We start from the raw sequence: 26895 nt of genomic DNA, 5'->3' as shown, positions 1-26895 counted from the left end.
AATCTGTATTAGTTGTTACCTTTTACTTGGTTCATTACTTCTTCAGCAAAGTTGTCTTCGCGTTTTTCGATACCTTCACCAACAGCGTAGCGAACGAATCCTTTTAATGTTCCGCCTTTAGACTCAACGAATTGACGAACTTTCATGTCAGGATTCTTAACGAATGTTTGGTCAAGTAAGCAAATCTCTTCAAAGAATTTGCCAAGACGGCCTTCTACCATTTTCGCAACGATTTTTTCAGGCTTGCCTTCGTTTAAAGCTTGTTGTGTTAATACTTGACGCTCATGCTCAACTTCTTCAGCTGTTACAGCATCGCGGTCGATGTATTTAGGGTTAACTGCTGCGATGTGCATTGCTACATCTTTAGCAGCTGCTTCGTCAGTAGAACCTTCAAGAACTGTTAATACACCAATACGTCCACCCATGTGTAGGTAAGCGCCGAATGCATCAGCATCAGTTTTTGATACGATTTCGAAACGACGAAGTGTAAGTTTTTCACCAATTTTAGCGATTGCTTCGTTGATGTGCTCTTCTACTGTTTTGCCGCCTTCGATTGTTTGAGCCATAGCTTCTTCAACGTTAGCAGGTTTGTTAGCTAATAAGTGAGCAGCTAATTCTTTAATTAACGCTTGGAAACCTTCGTTTTTCGCAACGAAATCAGTCTCAGAGTTTAATTCTAAGATTAAACCTTCGTTACCGTTTGTTTCGATGAAAGTTAAACCTTCAGCAGCGATGCGATCTGCTTTTTTAGCAGCTTTCGCAATACCTTTTTCACGTAAGAAGTCAATTGCTTTCTCCATGTCGCCGTTAGTTTCTGTTAAAGCTTTTTTGCAGTCCATCATACCTGCGCCAGTTTTTTCGCGAAGTTCTTTTACCATTTGTGCAGTGATTGCCATATTTTTCATCCTCCTAAAATATGTATTTATACCTTTTATAAAGGTGTTTATACCTTAAAAAAGGTGATAAAAGGCCGAACCCCTTATCACCTTTCCAAATTTGTTACGCAGTAACAGTTTCTTCACCTTGTTTTGTTTCAAGGATCGCGTCTGCCATTTTAGATGTAAGAAGTTTTACAGCACGAATTGCATCATCGTTTGCTGGAATAACGTGATCGATTTCGTCCGGATCACAGTTTGTATCAACGATACCGATGATTGGAATGTGTAATTTGCGTGCTTCAGCAACTGCAATACGCTCTTTACGAGGGTCTACTATGAATAATGCACTTGGAAGACCTTTCATATCTTTAATACCGCCTAAGAATTTCTCAAGACGCTCTAACTCTTTTTTAAGTTGAACAACTTCTTTCTTAGGAAGTACTTCGAAAGTACCATCTTCTTGCATTCTTTCGATATCTTTAAGACGCTTGATACGCTTTTGGATTGTTTGGAAGTTTGTTAAAGTTCCACCTAACCAACGTTGGTTAACGAAGTACATACCAGCACGAGTTGCTTCTTCTTTAATAGCTTCTTGTGCTTGTTTTTTAGTACCTACGAATAAAATGTCTCCACCTTCAGCAGCGATGTCACGCATCGTTCTGTAAGCTTCCTCAACTTTTTTCACAGTTTTTTGTAAGTCGATGATGTAGATACCGTTACGCTCTGTGAAGATGTAACGCTTCATTTTTGGGTTCCAACGACGAGTTTGATGTCCGAAATGAACACCAGCTTCAAGCAATTGTTTCATAGAAATTACTGACATAATTTAGTTCCTCCTAAATGGTTTTTTTGATATCCTCCGTTTACTTCATCTCTAAGCGAAACTACGAACGTAGCACCAACACTTAAATCAGTAAACGTGTGTACTTTGTACTGACACCACTGCTTACTATATCATACTGAAATATTACAATCAAGTCGAAAATGCGAACAATGTAAAACTTTCTTTTTTTCACGCTCAAATCCTAGTATTACCAACCTTCAATTCCTTTAAGCAAGGAATTGAAGGTTAATTAATAGTTTTCTAATGAATGTTGTCATGACGCCTTACGTAAGCAAAATCATTCACTTGAAAAAACAAAAAAACTCTCCTCAAGCGAGGAGAGTTTTTTTATAAATTAGTTTGTTTTTAATTTAGCAAGTTCCTGTAGAAACTTGTCGTTTAGCACTTTAATGTATGTTCCTTTCATACCTAAAGAGCGAGACTCAATAACACCAGCACTTTCTAATTTACGTAGTGCATTTACGATTACCGAACGAGTAATTCCTACGCGATCAGCAATTTTACTTGCAACAAGTAAACCTTCTGTTCCATTTAATTCTTCGAAGATATGCTCGATTGCTTCTAACTCACTGTAAGATAATGAGCTAATCGCCATTTGAACAACAGCTTTACTACGTGCTTCCTCTTCGATTTCTTCTGCTTTTTCACGTAAGATTTCCATACCTACAACAGTTGAGCTGTATTCAGCAAGAATTAAATCATCGTCTAAGAACTCTTGACCAAGACGAGCTAACACTAGTGTACCTAGACGCTCACCGCCACCAACGATTGGTACGATTGTAGTTAAACCTTGACCGAATAATTCTCTATTTTCTACTGGGAATGCTGTGTAGTCACTATCCACACCTAAATTTGAAGATGTTTCTGTAACATTGAATAAACTTTGCGTATACTCTTCTGGGAATTGACGCTCTGCAAGCATGTGCTTCATACGTTCGTTTTCGATTTGTTGGTGAATCGCATATCCTAATAATTTACCGCGACGACTTACAACGAACACGTTCGCTTCAATTACTTCACACATTGTGTCAGACATCTCTCTAAAGTTTACAGGCTTTCCTGCTGCGCTCTGTAATAACGCATTTAATTTTCTCGTTTTTGCTAATAATTCCATTTCAAAATTTCCTCCTACATGTTACTTACATATTTTTTCATCACTTGGAAACTAGGGCGAGTCACCTGATGACACTATTACAAAATAAACTGGCTCACATCTTTATTTTTAGCTATTGTCGCTAATTTTTCCTCAACATATTGAGGTGTTATCGTTATTTTCTCTAACGTAATTTCAGATGCCTCAAACGATAAATCTTCAAGGAGCTTCTCCATAACAGTATGAAGTCTTCTCGCTCCAATATTATCTGTATCCTGATTAACTTGATAAGCAATCTCAGCAATCTTACGAATAGCTTCGTCTGAAAATTCAATTTCTATACCTTCAGTCGCTAATAACGCCGTGTACTGTTTAATTAGCGCATTGTCAGGCTCGATTAATATTTTAACAAAATCATCCGCCGATAATTTTGTTAATTCTACTCGAATCGGAAATCTCCCTTGCAATTCCGGAATTAAATCCGACGGTTTAGACATATGGAACGCTCCAGCTGCAACAAATAAAATATAATCCGTTTTTACTGATCCGTATTTCGTTGCTACATTCGACCCTTCTACAATCGGTAAAATGTCACGTTGCACACCTTCACGCGATACATCTACGCTATTCGACTGCTTACCAGCAATTTTGTCAATTTCATCGATAAAAATAATCCCGAGCTGTTCAGCACGATAAACAGCCTCTTGTGTAACTTCATCCATATCAATTAAGCGCTGTGCCTCTTCATTTGTCAAGAGTTTTCTTGCTTCTTTTACAGAAAGTTTACGTTTTTTCGTTTTTTTCGGCATGATACTTCCTAGTGCATCTTGGAAATTCATTCCCATTTGCTCCATGCCAGTTCCTTGCAACATATCAAACATAGAAGACTGTTGTTCCGTCACTTCGATCGATATCACTTCATCTTCAAGAAGGCCTGCCGCAAGCTTTCTTTCCACATCTTGACGTTTCTTTTCGATTTCATCATCTTCCTGCGCATCAGATGTTTGGTTTGAATTTTGATTACCACCAAAAAGCATTTCTAATGGATTTTTAAATCCAGATTGTTTCTCCGGACTCGGCACTAAAATTTCAACAAGACGTTGATTCGCTTGCTCTTCTGCTTTATCTTGAACTTTAACTACCATTTCCTCTTTCACAATACGAACAGACGTTTCAACAAGGTCGCGGACCATCGACTCTACATCTCGACCCACATATCCAACTTCTGTAAATTTCGTCGCTTCAACCTTAATAAAAGGTGCTCCAACGAGTTTCGCCATTCGCCGTGCTACCTCTGTTTTACCAACACCTGTCGGTCCAATCATTAAAATGTTTTTAGGTGCAATTTCATCACGTAAATTTTCAACTAATTTACTGCGACGGTATCGATTTCGTAGAGCTACAGCAACCGCTTTCTTTGCATCTTTTTGACCGATGATGTATTGATCTAATTTTTCCACAATTTGACGCGGAGTAAAATGTAAATGCATATAAAATGCCTCCCTTACGATTCTACAATTCTTCAACAATTATGTTGTGGTTCGTATAAACACAAATATCGCCTGCAATTTCTAAACTGGCCTTCGCAATTTGTTTCGCTGTTAAATGTTCACTTGCATGTTGCTTTAAAGCACGACCAGCAGCAAGTGCATAATGTCCCCCTGAACCAATTGCTAAAATACCATCATCTGGTTCAATCACTTCTCCTGTACCTGAAACAAGGAGCATCGTTGTTTTATCCATGACAATGAGCATTGCTTCTAGCTGACGTAGCATTTTATCACCACGCCATTGTTTCGCCATCTCAACTGCAGCGCGCTGCAAGTTGCCATTATACTCTTCTAATTTTCCTTCAAACATTTCAAAAAGAGTAAATGCATCAGCAACTGATCCTGCAAAACCAGCTAAAACTTTCCCTTGGAAAAGTTTGCGAACTTTGCGAGCTGTATGTTTCATTACAACAGCATTCCCCATCGTTACCTGACCATCTCCAGCCATTGCACATTCTCCATTATGATGAACTGCAAATATCGTTGTAGCGTGGAAATTTCCCATAGAAAAAACTCCTTTATATGTTTTTATAGCCTTAAAAGCAATTTATGCCCGCGGGTGATGCTTCATGTACACAGAACGCAATCTTTCTTTAGAGACGTGCGTATAAATTTGTGTGGTTGACAAATTCTCATGACCTAATAGCTCCTGCACAGTACGTAAATCCGCTCCTTCATCCAACATATGTGTAGCAAATGTATGCCTTAACATATGGGGACTTATCCGCATTGTAAGTGAAGCTTTCTTAATGAGTTCGTTCAAAACATAACGTACACCCTGATCTGTTAACGGCTTACCTTTCGCATTTAAAAATACCATATGAGATTGTTCTTCAGTCTTTTGAGCTAACTGTTTTCTCCCGTTCTCTATATAAGTAATTAAAGCATCTTGTGCATAGCTTCCGAACGGAATATATCTTTGTTTTTTCCCTTTTCCCATCACTAAAATTGTTCCCACTGCAAAGTCAATGTCGGTAAGTTGCAAATTAACGCATTCGCTTACACGAATCCCAGTTGCATACATCAACTCTAATAAAGCTTGATTCCTTTGACCTAATGGTGCCCCTGTATCAGAAACTTCAAACAATTCCTCTAACTCTTCAGCATATAAAAACTTTGGGATTGACAATTCTTTCTTGGGAAGTGACGCAAGTGCAAACGGATTATCTTTTTGATAACCTTCACGCATCAAAAAACGATATAAACTTCGTAAGCTTGATACTTTCCTTGCGACAGATTTACGGGCTAACTTCTGATCGTGCAACGTCGTCAAGTATAAACGAACATCCGCGTATGTAACATCTAAAAAAGAGGATATGCCTTCTCGCTCCATAAATTGCACAAAATGTTCTAAATCATTTTGATAACTTGCAATTGTATATTTTGAATAATTTCTTTCAATTTGTAAATATCCAACGAATAATTGTAACAATTTCTTCACATTCACATCCATATAATTCACCTCAATAAAGGCTACTAAATTGTATCACAACTTAGTAGCCTTTGCAAGAAATTTAATTAAATATTTACAAAATTTTGAATTGTTTCCAAAGCGCGTGTAGCATATGCTTCATTTCGCTCTTGTTTCTTTTTAATTTTCTTCTCTAACGGTGTAAATAAACCGAAGTTTGCATTCATTGGCTGGAAGTTTTTCGCATTTGTCGCAGTAATATAATTCGCCATACTTCCCATTGCAGTTACAGGTGGTAATACAACTGGCTCTTCACCTTGTACAAGTCGAGCAGCGTTAATACCCGCTAATAATCCTGATGCTGCTGATTCAACATAACCCTCTACACCAGTCATTTGACCAGCGAAGAATAAATCATCACGTTGTTTATATTGATATGTTGGACGAAGCAAATTAGGCGAATTAATAAACGTATTACGATGCATTACACCATAACGTACAATCTCTGCGTTTTCTAGTCCTGGAATTAGCTGTAACACTTCTTTTTGTGGTCCCCACTTTAAATGTGTTTGGAAGCCTACAATATTGTATAATGTTCCTGCTGCATCATCTTGACGTAACTGAACAACCGCATACGGTGTTTTCCCTGTTTTCGGATCTTCTAACCCAACAGGCTTCATCGGTCCAAATACTAACGTCTGTCTTCCTCTACTTGCCATAACTTCTACTGGCATACAACCTTCAAAGAAAATTTCTTTTTCAAATTCTTTTAAAGGCACTGTCTCAGCAGCAATTAAAGCCTCATAAAAACGATCAAACTCTTCTTCTGTCATTGGACAGTTTAAATATGCCGCTTCACCTTTATCATAACGGGATTTTAAATATACTTTATTCATGTCAATGCTGTCTTTCTCAACGATTGGCGCTGCAGCATCATAGAAATAAAAATAATCTTCACCTGTTAGTTTTTTTAATTGTGCAGAAAGATCCGGAGACGTAAGTGGACCTGTCGCAATAACAGTTGGTCCCTCTGGAATTTCAGTGATTTCCTCATTCATTACAGTTACGTTCGGATGATTTTTCACATATTCAGTCACTTTCGCCGCGAATTCATGACGGTCTACAGCTAAAGCACCTCCTGCTGGTACAGAGCACTCATCAGCTGCACGAATAATGACAGAATCCATTAGACGCATTTCTTCTTTAATAACACCAACAGCATTTGTTAATGTGTTTGCACGAAGTGAGTTACTACATACTAATTCAGCAAATTTATCTGTATGATGAGCTGGTGTTTGCCTTACTGGTCTCATTTCATATAATTTTACTTGGACACCACGCTTTGCAATTTGGTAAGCTGCTTCGCTTCCTGCAAGACCTGCGCCAATGACGTTTACTACTTGTGTTGTCATATATATCACCTTTCCTTTTCTTCCCGAAAAAAATGTGAGCAGTTACGCTCACATTTGTTGTTCTTCTTCATAATCACACGAAATACATTGTACTTGCACGCCTTTTTTTAACTTTTTCTCTACGAGCATACCTTCACACTTCGGACATTTACGACCAATCGGCTTATCCCAAGATACAAAGTCACATTCTGGATACGTACCGCATCCGTAGAAAAGACGTTTCTTTTTATTACTACGGCGTTCAATAATTTGCCCTTTATCACACTTCGGACAAGTAACACCGATTTCTTTTACAATCGGTTTTGTATTACGACATTCCGGGAAATTTGAACAAGCCATAAACTTCCCATATTTACCCATTTTAAAGACCATCGGGTGACTACATAATTCACAGTCTTCCCCAGCTGGTTCATCTTTAATTTCCACTTCACGCATTTCTTTTTCCGCTTTTTCTAAGCGCGGTTCAAATCCTACGTAGAAATCATCAACAATTTTCACCCAATTTGCATTTCCTTCTTCTACTTCATCAAGGCTTTGCTCCATATTGGCAGTAAATTCAATGTTAATAATTTCTGGGAAAAACTCTAAAATAAGTTCGATTACTATTCCACCAAGCTCAGTCGGAACGAAGCGTTTATTATCTAAAGCAACGTATCCTCGTTTTTGGATTGTTTCAAGTGTCGGTACATAAGTAGACGGTCTCCCAATTCCAAGCTCTTCAAGTGTTCTTACTAGACGAGCCTCTGTATAACGCGGCGGAGGCTGTGTGTAATGTTGCTTTGGTTCTATATCTTTTGAAAATACAGTTTCACCTACTTCTAACGGTGGCAACATCTTATCCTTTTCTTCCGCACCATCATCTTTCGACTCTACGTACACTTTCATAAATCCTGGGAACTTTACAACTGATCCACTTGCACGGAACTGAACATTGTTATTAATGAGTTTCGCTGTAACAGTATCCATTATAGCAGATGCCATTTGACTTGCAACAAATCGCTCCCAAATCAGTTTATACAAACGGAGTTGATCACGACTTAAGAAACTTTTTAGTTCCTCTGGCTTTCTCATTACCGAAGTAGGACGAATCGCCTCATGCGCATCTTGTGCTTTCGACTTTTTCGTTTCTTTCCTCTTCTCTGTTCCTATGTATTCCGCACCAAACGCCTCAGTAATGTAATCACGAGCCTCTGTTTGAGCTGTTTCTGAGATACGTGTTGAATCAGTTCTCATATACGTAATAAGACCTACAGTCCCTTGTTTTCCAAGATCTATCCCTTCATACAGCTGCTGTGCAAGCATCATTGTTTTCTTTGCTCGCATATTTAACTTACGCGCTGCCTCTTGTTGCAAGGAAGATGTTGTAAACGGTAATGCAGGGTTACGCTTTCGCTCTTTTCGCGTTACATTTTCAACCGAAAACGCATTATCTTTCATCTTTTCGATTATTTCGTTCACTTGTGCTTCGTTCGTTAATTGAACTTTTTCACCATCTACACCGTAAAAGCTTGCTTCAAATGTGTCTTTCCCTTTGACAAATTCTGTTTTAATTGTCCAGAATTCTTCAGGTTCAAAACTTTGAATTTCTTTTTCACGTTCGATGATTAAACGAACTGCTACAGATTGTACGCGTCCTGCACTTAATCCTTTTTTTACTTTCTTCCATAATAAAGGACTAATATTGTAACCAACAAGACGATCGAGTATACGCCTTGCCTGTTGTGCATCTACTAAATCCATATTAATTGCACGAGGATATTTAAATGATTCTTTTATTGCATCTTTTGTAATCTCATTAAATACAACTCGGCAATCTGATCCAACGTCCACATTTAACGTATTTGCTAAATGCCAAGCAATTGCTTCTCCTTCACGATCCGGATCGGCCGCGAGATAGACTTTCTTTGCTTTTTTTGCCGCTGATTTTAAATCTTTTAAAACGGGACCCTTACCACGAATGGTAATATACTTCGGAGTGAAGTTATTCTTTACTTCTATCCCCATTTGGCTTTTAGGTAAATCGCGGACATGTCCCATGGACGCGACGACTTTGTATTTTTTCCCTAAATATTTTTCAATGGTCTTCGCCTTAGAAGGCGACTCCACGATTACGAGGTAATCTGACATGCTAGTGCCTCCTTAAGAGGTGGATTCAAGTCTTCATCAATCTTATTGATTTCTCTTGTTTTTGTCAATCAAGAATGAATATACCATACAGCGACAATCTACCATTTGTCAATAATTGTTTAATAAAAACATAAAAATATATGATTAATTTAAAATTTCTTCAAGGATATCCTCCGCATTTCTTACTAGCTTGGCGCCTTGTTGAATTAGATGATTCGTTCCTGCTGCACTCTCTATAAATATAGGTCCAGGAAGCGCAAACACCTCTCTATTTTGTTCTAGCGCAAGGTCTGCAGTAATAAGGGATCCACTTCTCGTTTTTGCTTCTACAACTAAAACACCTTTACTTATACCGCTAATAATTCGATTTCTTTTTGGAAAATACCATTTTTTCGGCACATAATGGGGCGGATACTCTGTCAATAACAATATATAATCTTTCCACGTGTCATATAAACCTCTATTCTCCTTTGGATACATATAAGATAATCCGTGTCCTAATATTGCAATGGTCGGGCAATGCTGCCTTACTGTAACTTCATGAGCAATTGTATCTATCCCTCTTGCAAACCCACTAACAATAAGCCATTCTTTTTCAAGTAAAGGTTGTAAAATAAACTTCATACTCTCCTTTCCATATAAAGACGGTTCTCTCGTTCCAACAATCGCTAATTTATTTACTTTATTTAGAAAATCTCTTTCTCCTTTTCCGTATAAAACAAAAGGGGGATCTTGTATTTCTCGCAGTAATTGTGGATAGTCCTTATCCCATATTGTTATATAAAATATTCTCTTTTTTTCTAACTGGGATACATATTGTTGGAGATTTGAAATTTGAAGAAAATTTACTAGTTCTAAAGATTTTTTCGAGGATATTCCAGCGTAATATTCAAATTGTTTCGGACTAAAAGTGTATATTTCCTTCAGTTCTGGATCAACATATAGTAGTTTCTCCATCGCCTTCCAATGATCCGCCAACATGTAATGAAGGTGCAATAAACGTTCTCTTTTCATCTCAATTCTCCTTACCCATAATTTTTATTATGTAAACAAAAAATGTGTAAAAAGACACCCTCTAATAAGAAGGTGTCTTTCAAAAAGATTAGTAGTTTTTACAAGTCTCAAATAATCCCTTTTCTTTTAAAACAGAGATTAATGTTTCACCCATAACAGCTGGTGTTTCCGCTACTTTAATACCACAAGCTTCCATAGTTTTAATCTTTTCAGCAGCAGTTCCTTTGCCGCCAGAAATGATCGCCCCAGCATGACCCATACGTTTGCCTTCAGGCGCTGTTTGACCACCAATGAAGCCTACAACTGGTTTTGTCATATTAGCTTGTACCCATTCTGCTGCTTCTTCTTCTGCCGTACCGCCGATTTCACCAATCATAATTACAGCATGCGTTTCTTCATCTTCATTAAATGCTTTTAACGCATCAATAAAGTCCGTACCGTTAACAGGGTCTCCCCCGATACCTACAGCAGTAGATTGGCCAATACCTTCTTGCGTTAACTGATGTACAGCTTCATACGTTAATGTACCAGAGCGAGATACGATACCAACATGACCTTTTTTGTGAATATATCCTGGCATAATACCAATTTTACATTCGTCAGGTGTAATGACACCAGGGCAGTTTGGTCCAAGTAAACGTGTATGTTTACCCGCCATATATCTCTTTACGTTTACCATATCTAATACAGGGATTCCTTCAGTAATACATACTACTAAATCAACCTTTGCATCAACTGCTTCCATAATTGCATCAGCCGCAAAAGCGGGTGGAACGTATACAACTGAAGCGTTTGCGCCTGTTGCTTTCACAGCATCTTCTACTGTATCAAATACTGGTACGCCTTCAATATCAGTGCCACCTTTACCTGGTGTTACACCACCTACAATTTTCGTACCGTATTCAATCATTTGCTTTGTATGGAATAACCCTTGAGAACCTGTAATACCTTGAACAATAACTTTTGTATCTTTATTAACTAATACGCTCATTTTTCTCCCCCGCTTTCTATTAGCCCACTAGTGAAACAATTTTTTGTGCACCGTCTGCCATAGATTCTGCTGCAACAATATTTAAACCAGACTCATTTAAAATTTTCTTTCCTAGCTCTACGTTTGTACCTTCAAGACGTACAACTAAAGGCAACTCAAGACCTACCTGCTTCGTCGCTTCAATAACACCTTCTGCGATAACATCACACTTCATAATGCCACCAAAAATGTTAACGAAGATACCCTTTACATTTTTGTCAGAAAGGATAATTTTGAATGCTTCTGTAACTTTTTCAGCTGTTGCGCCGCCACCAACATCTAAGAAGTTAGCCGGGTCACCATGGTAATGTTTAATGATATCCATTGTAGCCATTGCTAAACCTGCACCATTAACCATACAACCGATATTTCCATCTAAAGGAATGTAGTTTAAGTCATATTTAGAAGCTTCAATTTCTTTTGAATCTTCTTCTTCAAGATCACGAAGTTCTAAAATATCTTTATTGCGATATAACGCATTAGAATCAAAGTTTAATTTTGCATCTAACGCCATAACTTTACCGTCACCTGTTGTAACAAGTGGATTAATCTCAGCGATAGAGCAATCTTTTTCGATAAACGCACTGTATAAGCCCATCATAAACTTCACAGCTTGTCCTACAAGTTCTTTTGGAATATTGATGTTAAACGCGATTCTACGCGCTTGGAAACCTTGTAAACCTACTGCTGGATCAATATATTCTTTAAAGATTTTTTCAGGCGTTTTTTCTGCTACTTCTTCAATTTCTGTTCCACCTTCTTCAGATGCCATTAAAACAACTTGAGAAGTTGCACGATCTAATACAAGACCTACATAATATTCTTTTTTAATATCGCAACCTTCTTCGATAAGTAAGCGTTTTACTTCCTTACCTTCAGGACCTGTTTGATGCGTCACAAGTGTAGTTCCTAAAATGCTTTCTGCATATGTACGAACTTCTTCTAAATTTTTCGCAACTTTTACACCGCCAGCTTTGCCGCGTCCACCAGCGTGAATTTGCGCTTTAACTACACATACTTCCGTTCCTAATTCTTTCGCTGCTTCTACAGCTTCTTCTACTGTAAATGCAACCTTCCCGTTCGGAACGCTAACCCCATAGCTTCTAAGGACTGCCTTACCTTGGTACTCATGGATATTCATGGTCCCATCCTCCCCTGTTTTCCTGTTTTACTCGAAAAGTTTTTTAATGTTTAAAAAACATTACATTGCCATTGTATAAGATGATTGGCACGCTGTCTACAATAAAGTGTCAGAAAACTGAAATCGCTTTATTCTTTTTCGAAAATAATAATGTTTATATACCAAAATAAAAAATAAGCTGTGAATATACAGCTTATTTTTTAATCATATCTTTAATTGGCGCAAATGATTTTCGATGTTCCTCTAATACTCCATGTACTTCAATCGCTTCTAAATGCTGTTTCGTCCCATATCCCATATGTTGTTCAAATCCATATGCAGGATACTTTCCTCCTAACTCTTTCATCATACGATCTCTCGTCACTTTCGCAATAATAGATGCAGCTGAAATAGAGACACTTTTCGCATCACCTTTAATGATTGATGTTTGCGGAATTGATGTAGGAAGCTTCATCGCATCGATTAATAAATATTCTGGTGTACACGATAAATTAGCAACCGCATCTAACATCGCTTGCTTCGTCGCTTGATAAATATTTATTTCATCAATAACTTGTGGTGATATAATTCCAACTCCAATCGCAATTGCATGCTCTTTAATTTCATCATAAAAACGCTCACGTTTCGCTTCACTTAATTTTTTCGAGTCATTTAATCCTGGAATATAAAAATCTTCCGGAAGGACGACAGCCGCCGTCACAACCGGTCCTGCTAACGGCCCACGACCCACTTCATCAATACCAGCAATGTATGTGAGCCCTTTTTCACGTAACTCATTTTCGTACTTTGACATTTCTAGAAATTTTTCTCTTTCTTTTTGCGCTAACTCTTTTTGTTTATACCACTTCAAAATTAGTTTTTGAACACCTTTTCGCTCATCTTTCACTAACATTTGAAAACGCTCGTCTTCTTCATTCATAATTTCTTGCAGCAAACATTCAGTTTCTTGAATAGTCATTTTTTGCATCTATTTACACTCCTTTTAAACGTAACCAAAAAGAAAAGACGTACAAACGCACGTCTTATACTTCTTCTACTTTTTCCACATCTTCTACCTGCTCTGCAAACTCTTCTGGTGTTTCAAACGTCATTTTTCCAAATCTTCCACCACGAAGCTCACGAAGTATAAGCTCAGATGTTTTATCATAATCAATCATTCCGCCGCCCATTAAGCAACCTCTGTTTTTTCCAATCGCATCAAATAACTCCACAATTTCTTCTGGAATGTCATTTAAATTATATCGCTCTTTTAAACGTTCTGGATAATGTTTTTCCATAAAACGTAACGCATAAATAGCTACATCCTGTAAATTTAATATAGAATCTTTAATTGCACCAGTCGTCGCTAAACGAAGACCAACTAATTCATCTTCAAATTTAGGCCACAAAATACCTGGTGTATCTAATAATTCCATTTCTTTCCCAACTTTAATCCACTGCTGGGCCGTTGTCACACCAGGACGATCTCCTGTTTTTGCTATATTTTTCTTCGCTAATTTATTAATCAGTGTAGATTTACCAACGTTTGGAATACCTACAATTAAAGCACGAATTGCTCTTGGTCTAATACCTTTAGCAACCATTTTATCGAATTTTTCTTTGACAAGAACTTTACAAGCTGCTGCAATTTCTTTCATACCTTGTCCAGCTTGCGCATTAATTGAAATTGCCTTTTGACCTCTTTCATCAAAATATGCAATCCACTGCTTTGTAAGACGATCATCCGCCATATCCGCTTTATTTAAAACAACAAGCCTTGGTTTATGTGTAATAATTTCATCAATCATTGGATTACGAGAAGATAAAGGTAATCGAGCATCTACAAGCTCAATTACAACATCAATTAACTTTAATTTTTCTGTTACTTGGCGTCTAGCCTTTGCCATATGTCCTGGGAACCATTGAATTACCATGTTGCCACCTTCTTTTTCTTTTATTTCACAATACGTGCATCTTTTAACGGCCAATATAGCATATTTGCTTTACCTATCATTTGGTCCATTGAAATTGTACCAATCGAACGGCTATCTTTACTAAAACGACGATTATCGCCTAAAACAAATAATTGACCTTCTGGAACAGTTTTCTTTCCTGTCATTTCTTCAAGAGTAAAATCATATGTAAGCGGTCCGTCAGCAAGTTGTTTTTTCTGCTTATCTAAATACGGCTCCTCATAAGGTTTCCCGTTAACATATAGTTTATCATTACGGTATTCGATTTCGTCGCCTGGCAGGCCAATAATACGCTTAATATAATCTTTTTCTTCCGTCGCTCGGAATACAATAATATCAAAGCGTTTCGGATCACCTATGTGATAGCCAATTTTATTAACAATCATTCGATCACGGTCATGTAAAGTCGGCGACATCGATACACCGTCTACGAGAATTGGGGCAAAGAAAAACTGTCTAATTACGCCCGCTAATACAACAGCAATCAAAATTGCTTTGATCCATTCCCAAAGTGAGCTCTTCTCTTTCTTCATGCTTTCCCCTCCACTGTTATGTAAGCTGCTCGTATTATACCAAAATTTCATATAGATTGGAAAAAGGGAGCTTGTGTATTTACAAGCTCCCATACATGTCTTATCGAATTTCTTTAATACGTGCTTTTTTACCGCGAAGGTTACGTAAGTAGTATAACTTAGCACGACGTACTTTACCACGGCGAAGTACTTCGATGTTCGCGATTCTTGGCGTGTGAACTGGGAATGTACGCTCAACACCTACACCGTAAGAAATCTTACGAACTGTGAATGTTTCACTGATTCCGCCACCACGACGTTTAATTACAACACCTTCGAAAAGCTGAATTCTTTCACGAGTTCCCTCAACTACTTTTACGTGTACACGTAAAGTGTCTCCAGGACGGAATGAAGGAAGGTCAGTTTTCAATTGGCCTTTTGTGATTTCTGTGATTAATTGTTGCATATTAAATTCTCTCCTTTAAACAGATGCTCTTATAAAGTCTTATTAAATTACAGCGGAACATCGTTAATACGGCTACTGATTTCAGTAGCACAAATGTTATAATAGCATATTGCTAGGACTGTTGCAATAGAAAATATATCAAGCCCTTATCGGTCTTCTTTAATCTGTTCCAGCCATTTCTCTTCTTGCTTAGATAATTCTCGTTCTTCCAGTAAATCCGGTCTACGTGTGTACGTACGACGTAGTGACTCTTTATGGCGCCATTCATCAATGTTTTTATGATTTCCTGACATTAGTACATCCGGTACCTTCATACCACGAAAATCAGCAGGACGTGTATAATGTGGGTGTTCTAACAAACCTGTGCTAAAAGAGTCTTCCACTTGTGACGTTTGATTCCCAAGCACTCCTGGCAAAAGACGTACAACACTGTCAGTGACTACCATAGAAGCCAATTCTCCACCCGTTAATACGTAATCCCCAATAGAAATCTCATCTGTTACAAGATGCTCACGAATTCGTTCATCGTATCCTTCATAATGGCCACATACAAAAATAACATGCTCTTCTCCAGCAAGCTCTTCTGCCTTCTTCTGCGTGAAACGCTCTCCTTGTGGACACATTAAGACGATTCTCGGCTTACGGTCTGTTTCCTTCGTTAACTCTTCTACTGCGTCAAAGATAGGCTGTGGGGTTAATACCATACCAGCGCCCCCACCATACGGATAATCATCTACACTATTATGCTTACTAGTTGTATACTCACGAAAATTGACAACACGAAGCTCTACCGCTTCTTTTTCTTGTGCTTTCTTTAAAATTGAAGACCCAAATACACCCGTAAACATATCTGGAAACAATGTTAAAATGTCAATTTTCATTATAATAGCCCTTCCATTACATGAATGGTTACTAATTTATTTTCAATGTTAACTTGAAGTACAACGTCATCAATATAAGGAATTAACAAATCTTGACCCTTTGGACGTTTAATCACCCAAACGTCATTCGCACCAGGAGATAGAATCTCTTTGATTGTCCCTAACGCTTCTCCTTCTTCCGTTACAACGTTGCAACCAATAATTTCATGGTAGTAGTATTCGCCTTCAGCTAGTTCGCCTAACTGCTCTTCTGGTACTTTTATTAAAGAACCTTTTAACTTCTCTACTTCATCTACATTGTTGTATCCTTCAAGTGTTAATAAATCAAATGTCTTATGTTGACGATGAGAAGTTACCTTCACTGTAAGATAGTCTGTACCTTTCTCATCCCATATGTATAACGTGTTCCCTACTTTATATCGCTCTTCTGGAAAATCAGTACGAGAAATAACACGAATTTCTCCTTTTACGCCATGAGTATTTACAATTTTCCCTACATTAAACCACTTTGTCATAAATAGTATGTCACCCCTGGTTTCTATATAAATTAAGCATTTCCATTTTATATATGGAACATGCAATTTCTCTTTAAATGTTAAAAAAGGGAGAGGAAATAACTCCTCGCCCTTTTTACGTTTATTGAATTTCCAGTGTGACGTTCTCATCATTATGATGTCCCACTGAATACAAGAGCATTCTAATCGCTTTCGCAACTTTCCCTTGCTTTCCAATGACTTTTCCAACATCCTCAGGATGTACAGTTAATCGATACTTTATTTCTCCGTTGCAAAGTTCCTGTGTAACTTTTACATCTCCAGGATGATCCACAAGAGGTTTAACAATTGTCTCGACTAACATTTTCATTGTCATTGCCTCAATTACTTACCTTGTTTAGATAAGTGGAATTTCTCCATGATACCTTGGTTAGAGAAAAGGTTACGAACTGTATCAGATGGTTTAGCACCATTTCCTAACCATTTTAATGCTGCTTCTTCGTTGATCTTAACTTCCGCTGGTTGAGCAACCGGATTGTAAGTACCGATTTCCTCAATGAAACGTCCGTCACGAGGAGAACGAGAATCTGCAACAACTACACGATAGAAAGGAGTTTTTTTAGCTCCCATACGTTTTAAACGAATTTTAACTGCCATTTATAAAGCACCTCCGAATTTATTTCACACAGATAATTATATTAGCAAAAAGACTATTGCTTTGTAAAGTATTTTTTCTTAACAGAGCCATCTTTTTTCCTTACATGAATGGAAACTTCAATCCACCTAGTCCTTTTTTCTTACCTTTTTGCATTCCCGTCATCGTCTTCATCATTTTTTTCATATCATCAAATTGCTTGATTAGACGATTGATTTCTTGTACCGTTGTACCGCTACCTTTGGCAATGCGCTTTTTACGACTAGCATTGATTATTTCCGGTTGTTCTCGTTCTACTTTAGTCATAGAACGAATAATTGCCTCAATATGCCCAATTTGTTTTTCATCAACTTGTGCATTTTTCAGCCCTTTAATTTTATTTGCACCAGGAAGCATTCCTAACAATTCGTCAAGTGGTCCAAGTTGACGCACTTGTCCAAGTTGTTCTAGGAAATCGTCAAGCGTAAACGAAAGCGTACGCATTTTTTGCTCAAGTTCTTTTGCTTTCTCTTCATCAACTGTAGCTTGCGCTTTTTCAATTAATGTTAAGACGTCGCCCATCCCTAAAATACGGGATGCCATACGTTCTGGATGGAACGCTTCAATTGCATCTAGTTTTTCACCCATACCAGCAAATTTAATTGGTGTATTTGTTACAGCCTTAATAGATAATGCCGCACCACCGCGCGTATCACCATCTAATTTCGTTAGTACAACACCTGTTAATCCTAACTGTTCATGGAAACTTTGTGCTACATTTACCGCGTCTTGTCCTGTCATCGCATCGACAACAAGGAAAATTTCATCCGGCTTCGCAACTTCTTTGACTTTCGCTAATTCACCCATTAGTTCTTCATCAATATGCAGGCGACCCGCTGTATCGATTAAAACGTAATCGTGATGATCTTCTTTTGCTTTCGCAATCGCTTGTTTCGCAATTTCAACCGGACTTACTTGATCTCCTAAAGAGAAAACAGGCATGTCCAATTGCTTCCCTAATGTTTCAAGCTGTTTAATCGCTGCTGGACGGTAAATATCCGCTGCAACAAGCATCGGTTTACGATTATGCTTTTTACGAAGCAAATTTGCAAGCTTACCTGTCGTCGTTGTTTTACCCGCACCTTGCAGACCAACCATCATTATAACAGTAGGTGGCTTATTAGCAACAGCAATTTTGCTTTGCTCTCCGCCCATAAGTTCTGTAAGTTCTTCCTGTACGATTTTAATTACTTGTTGTCCAGGTGTCAAACTTTTCATTACATCTTGTCCGACAGCACGCTCAGACACACGCTTTATAAAATCTTTTACTACTTTAAAGTTAACATCCGCTTCTAAAAGAGCTAGACGAACTTCTCTCATCATTTCTTTTACATCGGCTTCAGAAACTTTTCCTTTGCCGCGGATTTTTTGCATTGTCTGTTGAAGTCGGTCGGCTAATCCTTCAAATGCCATATTGCCGCCCTCCTAATCTAATTTTTCGATAGCTTCAACAACTTGTTTCATTTCTTCATTCACATGCTCTTCTTCGCTGAGTAGCTGTTTTAGCTTTGCAACAAGTCGCTGTCGCTCTTGAAACTTTTGAAGTAATACTAATTTATCTTCATATTCTTCAAGCATCGCTTCAGTCCGTTTAATGTTATCATACACGGCTTGGCGACTTACATCAAATTCTTCCGCAATTTCACCAAGAGATAAATCATCTAGATAATAAAGCGACATATAACTTCTTTGTTTTTGCGTTAACAACGATTGATAAAAATCAAATAAATAGTTCATTCTCGTTGTTTTCTCGAGCATGTTGGATCATCCTTTGTTAAGTGATTTCCCTTTACATGACTTAGTTTACATGGAGTATAAAAGAGTGTCAAGTTTTTTTCTTAACATCACATATTTTTATAAAAAAAGAAGCGGAAATACCACTTCTTTCACTTACACTTCTTCTGTTTCTACTACGTTCGCAAACAAACCATAAACATATTGTTCTGGATCAAACTGTTGCAGATCATCCATTTGCTCTCCTAGCCCAACAAATTTCACCGGAACATCCATTTCGTTACGAATCGCTAAGACGATACCACCTTTAGCAGTTCCATCTAACTTCGTTAAAACAATACCAGTAACATTCGTTGCTTCACGGAATGTTTTCGCTTGGCTTAAACCATTTTGCCCTGTTGTTGCATCAATAACAAGTAATACTTCATGAGGAGCCCCTGGTACTTCACGCTCAATTACACGCTTCACTTTCTCTAACTCATTCATTAAGTTTACTTTATTTTGTAAGCGTCCCGCTGTATCACATAGCAATACATCCACTTTACGGGCCTTTGCCGCTTGTACAGCATCATACATAACAGCCGCTGGATCAGATCCTGATCCTTGCTTAATTACTTCTACACCAACACGGTCGCCCCATACTTCTAATTGCTCAATCGCCCCAGCACGGAATGTATCTCCTGCCGCCAATAGGACAGACTTACCTTCTGATTTAAATTTATGTGCAAGCTTACCAATCGTCGTCGTTTTCCCCACACCATTCACACCAACAAATAAAACTACTGTTAATTGATCCTCTTGTATATTAACTTCATTACTAAAATCGCTGTCACCTTTGTAAATGCCCACTAGCTTTTCAGAAATAACAGCCTGTACTTCTTTCGGATCTTGAATGTTACGACGTTGCACTTCTTCTTTCAACTGATCAATTAATTCCATCACTGTCGAAACTCCGACATCCGCACTAATTAAAATTTCTTCTAATTCTTCAAAGAAATCTTCGTCTATTTTGCGGTAACGGTACACTAATTCATTTACTTTATCAGCAAATGAATTTCTCGTTTTTTCTAATCCTTGTTTAAACTTCTCTGTTACCGTATCCGTTTGTTTTGAAATTTTTTCTTTTAATTTTTTTAAAAAGCTCATACTTCCCATCCTTCCTATCTACTTGCAACAAGTTCTTCGCCATCATCTAAACGAACAGAAACAAGCTTCGACACCCCTGATTCTTGCATTGTTACACCGTACAATACATCAGACTCTTCCATTGTACCTTTTCGGTGTGTAATTACAATAAACTGCGTTTCATCACTAAATTTCTTTAAATACTGCGCAAAACGAGCAACGTTTGCCTCATCAAGAGCTGCTTCCACTTCATCTAGAACACAGAATGGAACTGGGCGTACTTTTAAAATACCAAATAAGAGCGCAATTGCAGTTAAAGCACGCTCTCCCCCTGAAAGTAAACCTAAATTTTGTAGTTTCTTCCCTGGTGGTTGCGCTACAATATCAATACCCGTATTTAGTAAATCTTCTGGGTTTGTCATTACTAAATCCGCTCTTCCACCTCCGAATAATTCAGAGAATACAGATTGAAACTCTGTTCGAATCCCTTCGAACGTAGTAGAAAAGCGTTTTTTCATCTCTTCATCCATTTCCGTAATAAGTTGATGCAATGTCGATTTCGCTTCTTCTAGGTCATCTCTTTGCTCTAATAAGAATGTATGGCGCTCTGCTACACGTTCATACTCATCAATTGCCCCTAAATTTACTGCGCCTAATTCTTCAATGGATAGTTTAATTAGTTTCACCTTTTTACGTGCATCTTCTGCAGGCATCATCATTGTATACTTAAGTTTTGCTGCTTCAAATGAAATAGTATATGTTTCACGTAAATGTTGCAATCTATTTTCCAGCTCTACATCAAGTCGGTTAATTTTCACTTCTTGATCTTTCAGCATCTCAAGAATATATTTATGTTTACCTATTGTTTCTTTCACACCGCGCTCTAAATGCTCGACTCTTTCTTGCAATGATACGCGTTGTTCACGACGAGAACGAATTAACTCCGAAGTTTGATTACGATCATACGCTTTCTTCTCAATCATATTCGTAATTTGTTCTTCGCCACTTGAATTAGATGTCATCTCTTGCTTTAAGAACGCTAAATCTTCTTTCGTTTTTACAAGCGTCGCATCAGTCTCTTCTTTTTCCTTCGTCAATCGTTCGACTTTTTCTTTTTGATTAGACAATCGTTGTTGTTGTTCAGCAGCTTGTACTTTTAGCTCCGTCATTTCCTTCTGAACTTTTTCTTTTGAAGAATATTGTTCACTTTTTTGTTTCGTTAAAACGACGATTTTACTATCTAATTCCCCAATCTCAGCTTGAAGATTCGCTAAAATCTTTTCTAACTCTTCTTTGCGCCCTTGCATTTTTACTTGATCTTGTAAAAATCCTTCAATCTCTAAATCGTAAATCGATAAACGATCATTAATACGATGTTCATCTAATTCTAAACGATTAATTTCTTCTCTTAGCTTCTGTTCATCTACACGTTCGGTCTCTACACCTTGGCGTAGCTCTCGTATTTGTACTTCTTTTTCTTGAATCTCTTGCTTTACTGCTTTAACAAAGTTTTCTAGCTTTGTTGTTTTTTCTTCCATGTCAGTTAGTTTTTTAGTCCACTCTTCAAGTTCACGTTGACGTCCCAATAAAGAGGATTTCGCCTGTTTTACAGCTCCACCCGTCATAGAACCACCCGGGTTCACTACGTCACCTTCGAGTGTTACAATACGATAGCGGTATTGCAGTTGTTTCGCTAACTCATTTGCTCCGCGTAAATCTTTCGCAACAACAACTGTACCTAATAAACTTGAAACTACATTCTCATATTTATTATTGTACTGCACAAGTTCTGCCGCTACACCGACAAACGATGGATGCTGATTCACAATGCGTAATTGATCAAATGATAGCGATCGGCTTTTAATAACAGCTTGAGGTAAAAACGTTGCACGTCCATGTTTATTTTGCTTTAAAAATGCAATTGCATTACGAGCATGCTCTTCTGTTTGTACTACGATATGTTGCATCGCTGCCCCAAGGGCGATTTCCATTGCGATTTCATATTCTTTCGGCACAGTCAGAAGTTCTGCAACAGCTCCCTCAATACCTTGTAGTCTATTTTCTCTAGCCTTTAATACTTCACGTACCCCTTGATAGAAGCCAGAGTAGTCCTCTTGCATCTCTTCTAACATTTCTTTCCGAGAGCGCGCCTGTTGCACAAATTGATACGCTTGATACAGTTTCGTTTCATTTTCACTATACTGTGACTTACATTTCCCAAGTGCCGTTTCTGTCTTCTGTATGTTAGAAATAATGTCAGCTATTTTCTCCCTCGCTTGCTCATAACTGTCTACAAGTTTCGCCTTTTTCGCTGTAATTTCCACACGCATCTGTACATACTTTTCATTTTCTTCATCAAGTCGTTCGTTTTTAGAGTTTTGCTGTTTTGATTGTTCTTCAATCATAGATAATTCATTACGAAGACTTGCTTGTTGATTTAAAAGTTCAATATAGTCACCTTTTAAATTCTCAATTTGTTCCTCTAAATTCTCAGCAAAAGTCGCAAGTAATTGCTCGTTATCATGCAATTTCTTCTCCAATTCTTTTACTTGATTCACAAATTGCATTAAAGCTTCTGTACTTGTTTCAATTTCGCCATCATAACTTGTAGTTTTCTCTGTTAACTCAACAATTAGCTTTTCAAGCTGCGCACAATGTGTCGTTGCATTTTGCTTTCTTTCCTTTAACAGCTCGCGTTGCCCTTCTAGTTTTTCTAGTTCTTTACTAGACAGAAGTAGAACTTCTTGTAAGGAATTTACAGATTCATCAACGGCTTGTAATTGCCCGCGTAATTCCTCAAGCTCTTCTTCACTTTTTTGTAAGTTCGCCGACATTTTAGCTTCTTCATCTTTATTATGCCCAAATTGATTTCGAAGCGCTTCCCACTTTTCATGTAATTCTTCAATTTCATGTACAATAAGCGCAGCTTCTACTTTCTCTAATTCTTCTTTTTTCTCAAGATAATCTTTCGCAATAGAAGCTTGTCTTTCTAGTGGTTCTACTTGACTACTTAATTCGTGAATGATATCTTGTACACGATTTAAGTTTTCTTGTGTTTCCGCCAATTTCCCTTCAGCTTTCTTTTTACGAAGTTTGTATTTCAGCACACCCGCAGCTTCTTCAAATACACCACGACGTTCTTCTGATTTACTACTCAAAATCTCTTCGACTTTCCCCTGGCTAATAATCGAAAAAGCTTCCCTTCCCATACCAGAGTCCATAAATAAATCAATAATATCTTTTAATCTACAAGATTGTTTATTAATATAAAAATCACTATCACCCGAACGAGATACACGACGCGTTACACACACCTCGTTATACTCAATCGGTAAGCGTTGGTCTTCATTATTTAAAGTTAATGTAACTTCAGCAACATTAACCGCTCTTCTCGTATCACTGCCGGCAAAAATAATATCCTCCATCTTTGCACCGCGTAATGACTTTGCAGATTGTTCACCAAGTACCCAGCGAATTGCATCAGTAATATTACTTTTCCCGCTCCCGTTAGGTCCTACTACAGAAGTTACACCTGGAACAAAATCGACAGATACACGCTCAGCAAAAGACTTAAATCCTGCTATTTCTAATCTTTTTAAAAACACGAAAGGCCTTCCTCCTATTCTCCGTTGTTGTAAACGTTGTCTGTACGAAAACAAACTACTATACGGATTTCCCACTCCTTTTATTTATAAATAAAAGGAAAGTTTCATTCTATGCATAAGGAATCCCCCTCATTCAAAGGGGGATTCCTCATGATTGTTCTTTTAATTTTTTCAATGCTTCTGCAGCAGCTTGTTGCTCTGCCTCTTTTTTTGACTTACCACTACCAAGACCTAATGCCTCATTATTTAAAGTTACACGGGACACAAATTCTCGGTTGTGGGCCGGTCCTTTTTCTTGCAAAATTTGATACTCAATATTGCCACTACCATCACGCTGAATCAATTCTTGCAATTGACTCTTATAATCCATCACATGAGAAAAAGCACCTTCATTAATTTTTGGATATACAACTTCTTTTAAGTATCCCCAAACTGTTTCTAGCCCTTGATCAAGATAAAGGGCACCAATAAACGCTTCAAAGACATCCGCTAATAAAGCTGGTCGTTCACGTCCACCCGTCATTTCCTCACCTTTCCCTAATAAAACAAGGCTACCAAATGACATTTCGTTTGCAAAACGAACAAGAGATGGCTCACATACAATAGCTGCACGTAGTTTTGTTAACTCTCCTTCGCTCATTGTCGGATATTTTTGAAACAGATACTGTGATACAGTGAGTTCCAATACAGCATCGCCAAGAAACTCCAGACGCTCATTGTCCTCATGCGGTTTTTTTCGATGCTCATTCACATACGATGAATGCGTAAATGCTTGAATCAATAATTTTTCATCTGTAAACGTAATACCTATCTTTTCTTGAAATACTTTAAAAGCTTCACGATATTTTGCTTCGTATTTTTTTTCTTTATGTTTTCGGTACGGCATAGGTCCCTCCAGATATAAGCCGAGAAGCCCCGTTAAAAAACGGGACTTCACTTAAGCATTATAGATGACTCTCTATGTAAGTCACAGCATCGCCAACAGTAGCAATCTTTTCAGCATCTTCATCAGAAATTTCCATTTCAAATTCATCTTCTAATTGCATTACAAGTTCTACTACATCTAGGGAGTCTGCGCCTAAATCTTCTTTGAAGCTTGCAGCTGGTACTACTTCAGTTTCTTCTACTCCTAAACGATCAACGACAATTTTGGTTACACGCTCTAAAACATCTGCCATTCTATTCACCTCCCCTCAAATATTATATAAAATATTGTCCAAAAAAACTAGGTGAAATCGATTCTTTTATTACATTACCATACCGCCATCAACATTTAACGTTTGACCTGTAACATATTTACTTTGATCAGAAGCAAAAAACGTTACAGTATTTGCGATATCTTGTGCTTCTCCAAACTGAGCTGCAGGAATTAATTTTAACATTTCGGCTTTTATATTTTCATCTAATACATCCGTCATATCAGTCGCAATAAACCCTGGAGCAATTGCATTTACAGTAATATTTCGGCTCGCTAATTCTTTTGCTGATGTTTTTGTTAATCCAATTACACCAGCTTTAGCAGCAACATAATTTGCTTGTCCTGGGTTTCCTGTTACACCAACAACAGAAGCGATATTAATAATACGTCCATGACGTTGACGCATCATATAGCGCGATACTGCTTTCGTACATAAGAAAACACCTTTTAAGTTTGTATTAATAACTGTATCCCATTCTTCTTCTTTCATACGCATTAATAAATTATCTTTTGTTACACCAGCGTTATTTACAAGAATATCAACTTGTCCAAACGTATCTACAGTTTGTTTCACCATTGCAGTAACATCAGCAGCATTTGCAACATCTGCTCTTACTGCAATGGCATCTGAACCTAATTTCTTTATTTCATCAACTACTTCATTCGCCTTTTGCTCATTACCAGCATAATTTACTACAACATTTGCCCCTTGTTTCGCTAAATCAATAGCAATCGCACGACCAATCCCACGTGAAGCACCAGTTACTAATGCTACTTTCCCTTTTAACATCAGCTTTCTCCTCTCAAATTTGAAATGGTATCTTTTAATGTCTCTTCATCATATACCGCATATGCTTTCACTGAAGAATCAATCGACTTCATAAGACCAGCAAGTACTTTTCCAGGTCCGATTTCAATAAATGTATCTACCCCTTGATTCACCATATACTCAATAGATGGGTACCATAATACAGGCGAATAGAGCTGTTCAATTAGCTTTTCTTGAATATCTGTACCACGCGTAATAACATCTGCCGTAACATTTGCAATAACAGGAATATTCGTGTCTTGAATTGTAATTTCATTTAAAACACTTTGGAATTTCTCAGCAGCTGGTTTCATAAGCGAGGAATGAAACGGTCCACTTACTTTGAGCGGAATTGCTCTTTTAGCACCATTTTCTTTCGCTCTTTGAGAAGCAAGTTCTACTCCTTGCTTTGTTCCAGAAATAACAATTTGCTTCGTACTATTCATATTAGCAATTTGTACTGCGTATCCTTCACTTGTTACTTCTTCTGTAACTCGTTTCAGCATATCCGGATCCGCACCTAAAATAGCTGCCATTGCACCTTCCCCGCCTGGAACAGCTTCTTCCATATATTCCCCACGTTTCCTTACAGCATATACAGCGTCTTCGAATGTTAATGCACCAGCAGCTACAAGAGCGCTATATTCACCTAAACTATGTCCTGCGACAAAATCAGGTGTAATATCATACTCCTTCAAAGCTGTTAAAATTGCAAAGCTCGTTGTTAATAGTGCCGGCTGCGCATTTGTCGTTAATGTTAAATTTTCTTGCGGTCCTTCAAAAATCACTTCTGAAAGAGAATCATGCAAAACCTCATCCGCTTTTGCAAACACTTTCGCAACCTCTTTATTATTCTCCGCTAACTGTCTACCCATTCCAACTGCCTGTGAACCTTGGCCCGGAAAAAGAAATGCTATTTTTCCCAT

Annotated in this window: 27 protein-coding genes; all 27 read right to left on the bottom strand. The window is 37.8% G+C overall.

The window, feature by feature from the left end:
- Window positions 1-8: 8 nt before the first annotated feature.
- A complete protein-coding gene (gene tsf / locus ABH960_RS11185) occupies window positions 9-896 on the bottom strand; it encodes a translation elongation factor Ts (protein WP_002088177.1) in 888 nt (295 codons plus the stop codon).
- 103 nt (window positions 897-999) lie between these two features.
- Window positions 1000-1701: a 30S ribosomal protein S2 gene (rpsB, locus tag ABH960_RS11180; RefSeq protein WP_002088178.1), complete on the bottom strand. Its 702-nt coding sequence runs from the start codon at window positions 1699-1701 to the stop codon at window positions 1000-1002.
- Between the two features lie 355 nt (window positions 1702-2056).
- The gene (gene codY, locus ABH960_RS11175; RefSeq protein ID WP_002014541.1) at window positions 2057-2836 is read right to left on the bottom strand and encodes a GTP-sensing pleiotropic transcriptional regulator CodY; all 780 of its coding nucleotides are present in this window, start codon (window positions 2834-2836) and stop codon (window positions 2057-2059) included.
- 77 nt (window positions 2837-2913) lie between these two features.
- Entirely contained in the window at window positions 2914-4305 is a 1392-nt protein-coding gene (gene hslU, locus ABH960_RS11170) for an ATP-dependent protease ATPase subunit HslU (protein ID WP_002014539.1), read from the bottom strand.
- A gap of 22 nt (window positions 4306-4327) precedes the next feature.
- Window positions 4328-4870, bottom strand: a complete 543-nt coding sequence (gene hslV / locus ABH960_RS11165; RefSeq protein WP_002014538.1) for an ATP-dependent protease proteolytic subunit HslV — start codon at window positions 4868-4870, stop codon at window positions 4328-4330.
- A 42-nt stretch (window positions 4871-4912) separates the two neighbouring features.
- Window positions 4913-5812 (bottom strand): tyrosine recombinase XerC, encoded by a 900-nt coding sequence (gene xerC / locus ABH960_RS11160; protein WP_078175468.1) that lies wholly within the window; start codon window positions 5810-5812, stop codon window positions 4913-4915.
- 71 nt (window positions 5813-5883) lie between these two features.
- The gene (trmFO, locus tag ABH960_RS11155; RefSeq protein WP_002066796.1) at window positions 5884-7188 is read right to left on the bottom strand and encodes an FADH(2)-oxidizing methylenetetrahydrofolate--tRNA-(uracil(54)-C(5))-methyltransferase TrmFO; all 1305 of its coding nucleotides are present in this window, start codon (window positions 7186-7188) and stop codon (window positions 5884-5886) included.
- 48 nt (window positions 7189-7236) lie between these two features.
- The gene (topA, locus tag ABH960_RS11150; RefSeq protein ID WP_404445083.1) at window positions 7237-9315 is read right to left on the bottom strand and encodes a type I DNA topoisomerase; all 2079 of its coding nucleotides are present in this window, start codon (window positions 9313-9315) and stop codon (window positions 7237-7239) included.
- A gap of 144 nt (window positions 9316-9459) precedes the next feature.
- Complete coding sequence (gene dprA, locus ABH960_RS11145; protein ID WP_404445080.1) at window positions 9460-10329, bottom strand: DNA-processing protein DprA; 870 nt, start codon at window positions 10327-10329, stop codon at window positions 9460-9462.
- An 88-nt stretch (window positions 10330-10417) separates the two neighbouring features.
- Window positions 10418-11320: a succinate--CoA ligase subunit alpha gene (gene sucD, locus ABH960_RS11140; protein WP_002033796.1), complete on the bottom strand. Its 903-nt coding sequence runs from the start codon at window positions 11318-11320 to the stop codon at window positions 10418-10420.
- 19 nt (window positions 11321-11339) lie between these two features.
- On the bottom strand, window positions 11340-12500 hold the full coding sequence (sucC, locus tag ABH960_RS11135) for an ADP-forming succinate--CoA ligase subunit beta (RefSeq protein ID WP_002014529.1): 1161 nt from the start codon (window positions 12498-12500) through the stop codon (window positions 11340-11342).
- A 193-nt stretch (window positions 12501-12693) separates the two neighbouring features.
- Window positions 12694-13467 carry a ribonuclease HII gene (locus tag ABH960_RS11130; protein WP_404445076.1) on the bottom strand — a complete coding sequence of 258 codons (774 nt, stop codon included), beginning with the start codon at window positions 13465-13467 and terminating at the stop codon, window positions 12694-12696.
- A 55-nt stretch (window positions 13468-13522) separates the two neighbouring features.
- The gene (ylqF, locus tag ABH960_RS11125; protein WP_002088188.1) at window positions 13523-14413 is read right to left on the bottom strand and encodes a ribosome biogenesis GTPase YlqF; all 891 of its coding nucleotides are present in this window, start codon (window positions 14411-14413) and stop codon (window positions 13523-13525) included.
- 20 nt (window positions 14414-14433) lie between these two features.
- Window positions 14434-14985 carry a signal peptidase I gene (gene lepB / locus ABH960_RS11120; protein WP_002088189.1) on the bottom strand — a complete coding sequence of 184 codons (552 nt, stop codon included), beginning with the start codon at window positions 14983-14985 and terminating at the stop codon, window positions 14434-14436.
- A gap of 100 nt (window positions 14986-15085) precedes the next feature.
- A complete protein-coding gene (gene rplS / locus ABH960_RS11115) occupies window positions 15086-15430 on the bottom strand; it encodes a 50S ribosomal protein L19 (protein ID WP_002014524.1) in 345 nt (114 codons plus the stop codon).
- A gap of 146 nt (window positions 15431-15576) precedes the next feature.
- Window positions 15577-16311 carry a tRNA (guanosine(37)-N1)-methyltransferase TrmD gene (gene trmD / locus ABH960_RS11110; RefSeq protein WP_002014522.1) on the bottom strand — a complete coding sequence of 245 codons (735 nt, stop codon included), beginning with the start codon at window positions 16309-16311 and terminating at the stop codon, window positions 15577-15579.
- On the bottom strand, window positions 16311-16826 hold the full coding sequence (rimM, locus tag ABH960_RS11105; RefSeq protein ID WP_002014521.1) for a ribosome maturation factor RimM: 516 nt from the start codon (window positions 16824-16826) through the stop codon (window positions 16311-16313). The genes trmD and rimM overlap by 1 nt, the downstream gene beginning before the upstream one ends.
- Window positions 16827-16947: 121 nt before the next feature.
- A complete protein-coding gene (locus ABH960_RS11100) occupies window positions 16948-17175 on the bottom strand; it encodes a KH domain-containing protein (protein WP_002088196.1) in 228 nt (75 codons plus the stop codon).
- Between the two features lie 14 nt (window positions 17176-17189).
- On the bottom strand, window positions 17190-17462 hold the full coding sequence (gene rpsP / locus ABH960_RS11095; protein WP_000268750.1) for a 30S ribosomal protein S16: 273 nt from the start codon (window positions 17460-17462) through the stop codon (window positions 17190-17192).
- Window positions 17463-17562: 100 nt separating this feature from the next.
- Window positions 17563-18912, bottom strand: a complete 1350-nt coding sequence (gene ffh, locus ABH960_RS11090; RefSeq protein WP_002014519.1) for a signal recognition particle protein — start codon at window positions 18910-18912, stop codon at window positions 17563-17565.
- A gap of 12 nt (window positions 18913-18924) precedes the next feature.
- Window positions 18925-19257, bottom strand: a complete 333-nt coding sequence (locus ABH960_RS11085) for a putative DNA-binding protein (protein WP_002033794.1) — start codon at window positions 19255-19257, stop codon at window positions 18925-18927.
- A 132-nt stretch (window positions 19258-19389) separates the two neighbouring features.
- The gene (gene ftsY, locus ABH960_RS11080) at window positions 19390-20379 is read right to left on the bottom strand and encodes a signal recognition particle-docking protein FtsY (RefSeq protein ID WP_002185064.1); all 990 of its coding nucleotides are present in this window, start codon (window positions 20377-20379) and stop codon (window positions 19390-19392) included.
- Between the two features lie 14 nt (window positions 20380-20393).
- Window positions 20394-23963: a chromosome segregation protein SMC gene (smc, locus tag ABH960_RS11075; protein WP_404445065.1), complete on the bottom strand. Its 3570-nt coding sequence runs from the start codon at window positions 23961-23963 to the stop codon at window positions 20394-20396.
- Window positions 23964-24111: 148 nt separating this feature from the next.
- On the bottom strand, window positions 24112-24849 hold the full coding sequence (gene rncS, locus ABH960_RS11070; protein ID WP_113936793.1) for a ribonuclease III: 738 nt from the start codon (window positions 24847-24849) through the stop codon (window positions 24112-24114).
- Between the two features lie 58 nt (window positions 24850-24907).
- Entirely contained in the window at window positions 24908-25141 is a 234-nt protein-coding gene (acpP, locus tag ABH960_RS11065; protein WP_002014515.1) for an acyl carrier protein, read from the bottom strand.
- 69 nt (window positions 25142-25210) lie between these two features.
- On the bottom strand, window positions 25211-25951 hold the full coding sequence (gene fabG, locus ABH960_RS11060) for a 3-oxoacyl-[acyl-carrier-protein] reductase (protein ID WP_241875729.1): 741 nt from the start codon (window positions 25949-25951) through the stop codon (window positions 25211-25213).
- Window positions 25951-26895, bottom strand: a complete 945-nt coding sequence (fabD, locus tag ABH960_RS11055) for an ACP S-malonyltransferase (protein WP_404445060.1) — start codon at window positions 26893-26895, stop codon at window positions 25951-25953. The genes fabG and fabD overlap by 1 nt, the downstream gene beginning before the upstream one ends.

The sequence above is a fragment of the Bacillus sp. RC252 genome, assembly GCF_044909215.1.
Lineage (GTDB): Bacteria > Bacillota > Bacilli > Bacillales > Bacillaceae_G > Bacillus_A > Bacillus_A mycoides.
This window is presented reverse-complemented; position numbering and strand designations above follow the sequence as displayed.

Bases quoted from the DNA above. Each gene is read 5' to 3' on its own strand.
- tsf (WP_002088177.1), bottom strand. From the start codon at position 896: ATGGCAATCACTGCACAAATGGTAAAAGAACTTCGCGAAAAAACTGGC.
- rpsB (WP_002088178.1), bottom strand. From the start codon at position 1,701: ATGTCAGTAATTTCTATGAAACAATTGCTTGAAGCTGGTGTTCATTTC.
- codY (WP_002014541.1), bottom strand. From the start codon at position 2,836: ATGGAATTATTAGCAAAAACGAGAAAATTAAATGCGTTATTACAGAGC.
- hslU (WP_002014539.1), bottom strand. From the start codon at position 4,305: ATGCATTTACATTTTACTCCGCGTCAAATTGTGGAAAAATTAGATCAA.
- hslV (WP_002014538.1), bottom strand. From the start codon at position 4,870: ATGGGAAATTTCCACGCTACAACGATATTTGCAGTTCATCATAATGGA.
- trmFO (WP_002066796.1), bottom strand. From the start codon at position 7,188: ATGACAACACAAGTAGTAAACGTCATTGGCGCAGGTCTTGCAGGAAGC.
- topA (WP_404445083.1), bottom strand. From the start codon at position 9,315: ATGTCAGATTACCTCGTAATCGTGGAGTCGCCTTCTAAGGCGAAGACC.
- dprA (WP_404445080.1), bottom strand. From the start codon at position 10,329: ATGAAAAGAGAACGTTTATTGCACCTTCATTACATGTTGGCGGATCAT.
- sucD (WP_002033796.1), bottom strand. From the start codon at position 11,320: ATGAGCGTATTAGTTAATAAAGATACAAAAGTTATTGTTCAAGGTATT.
- sucC (WP_002014529.1), bottom strand. From the start codon at position 12,500: ATGAATATCCATGAGTACCAAGGTAAGGCAGTCCTTAGAAGCTATGGG.
- ABH960_RS11130 (WP_404445076.1), bottom strand. From the start codon at position 13,467: ATGCAAAAAATGACTATTCAAGAAACTGAATGTTTGCTGCAAGAAATT.
- ylqF (WP_002088188.1), bottom strand. From the start codon at position 14,413: ATGGTAATTCAATGGTTCCCAGGACATATGGCAAAGGCTAGACGCCAA.
- lepB (WP_002088189.1), bottom strand. From the start codon at position 14,985: ATGAAGAAAGAGAAGAGCTCACTTTGGGAATGGATCAAAGCAATTTTG.
- rplS (WP_002014524.1), bottom strand. From the start codon at position 15,430: ATGCAACAATTAATCACAGAAATCACAAAAGGCCAATTGAAAACTGAC.
- trmD (WP_002014522.1), bottom strand. From the start codon at position 16,311: ATGAAAATTGACATTTTAACATTGTTTCCAGATATGTTTACGGGTGTA.
- rimM (WP_002014521.1), bottom strand. From the start codon at position 16,826: ATGACAAAGTGGTTTAATGTAGGGAAAATTGTAAATACTCATGGCGTA.
- ABH960_RS11100 (WP_002088196.1), bottom strand. From the start codon at position 17,175: ATGAAAATGTTAGTCGAGACAATTGTTAAACCTCTTGTGGATCATCCT.
- rpsP (WP_000268750.1), bottom strand. From the start codon at position 17,462: ATGGCAGTTAAAATTCGTTTAAAACGTATGGGAGCTAAAAAAACTCCT.
- ffh (WP_002014519.1), bottom strand. From the start codon at position 18,912: ATGGCATTTGAAGGATTAGCCGACCGACTTCAACAGACAATGCAAAAA.
- ABH960_RS11085 (WP_002033794.1), bottom strand. From the start codon at position 19,257: ATGCTCGAGAAAACAACGAGAATGAACTATTTATTTGATTTTTATCAA.
- ftsY (WP_002185064.1), bottom strand. From the start codon at position 20,379: ATGAGCTTTTTAAAAAAATTAAAAGAAAAAATTTCAAAACAAACGGAT.
- rncS (WP_113936793.1), bottom strand. From the start codon at position 24,849: ATGCCGTACCGAAAACATAAAGAAAAAAAATACGAAGCAAAATATCGT.
- acpP (WP_002014515.1), bottom strand. From the start codon at position 25,141: ATGGCAGATGTTTTAGAGCGTGTAACCAAAATTGTCGTTGATCGTTTA.
- fabG (WP_241875729.1), bottom strand. From the start codon at position 25,951: ATGTTAAAAGGGAAAGTAGCATTAGTAACTGGTGCTTCACGTGGGATT.
- fabD (WP_404445060.1), bottom strand. From the start codon at position 26,895: ATGGGAAAAATAGCATTTCTTTTTCCGGGCCAAGGTTCACAGGCAGTT.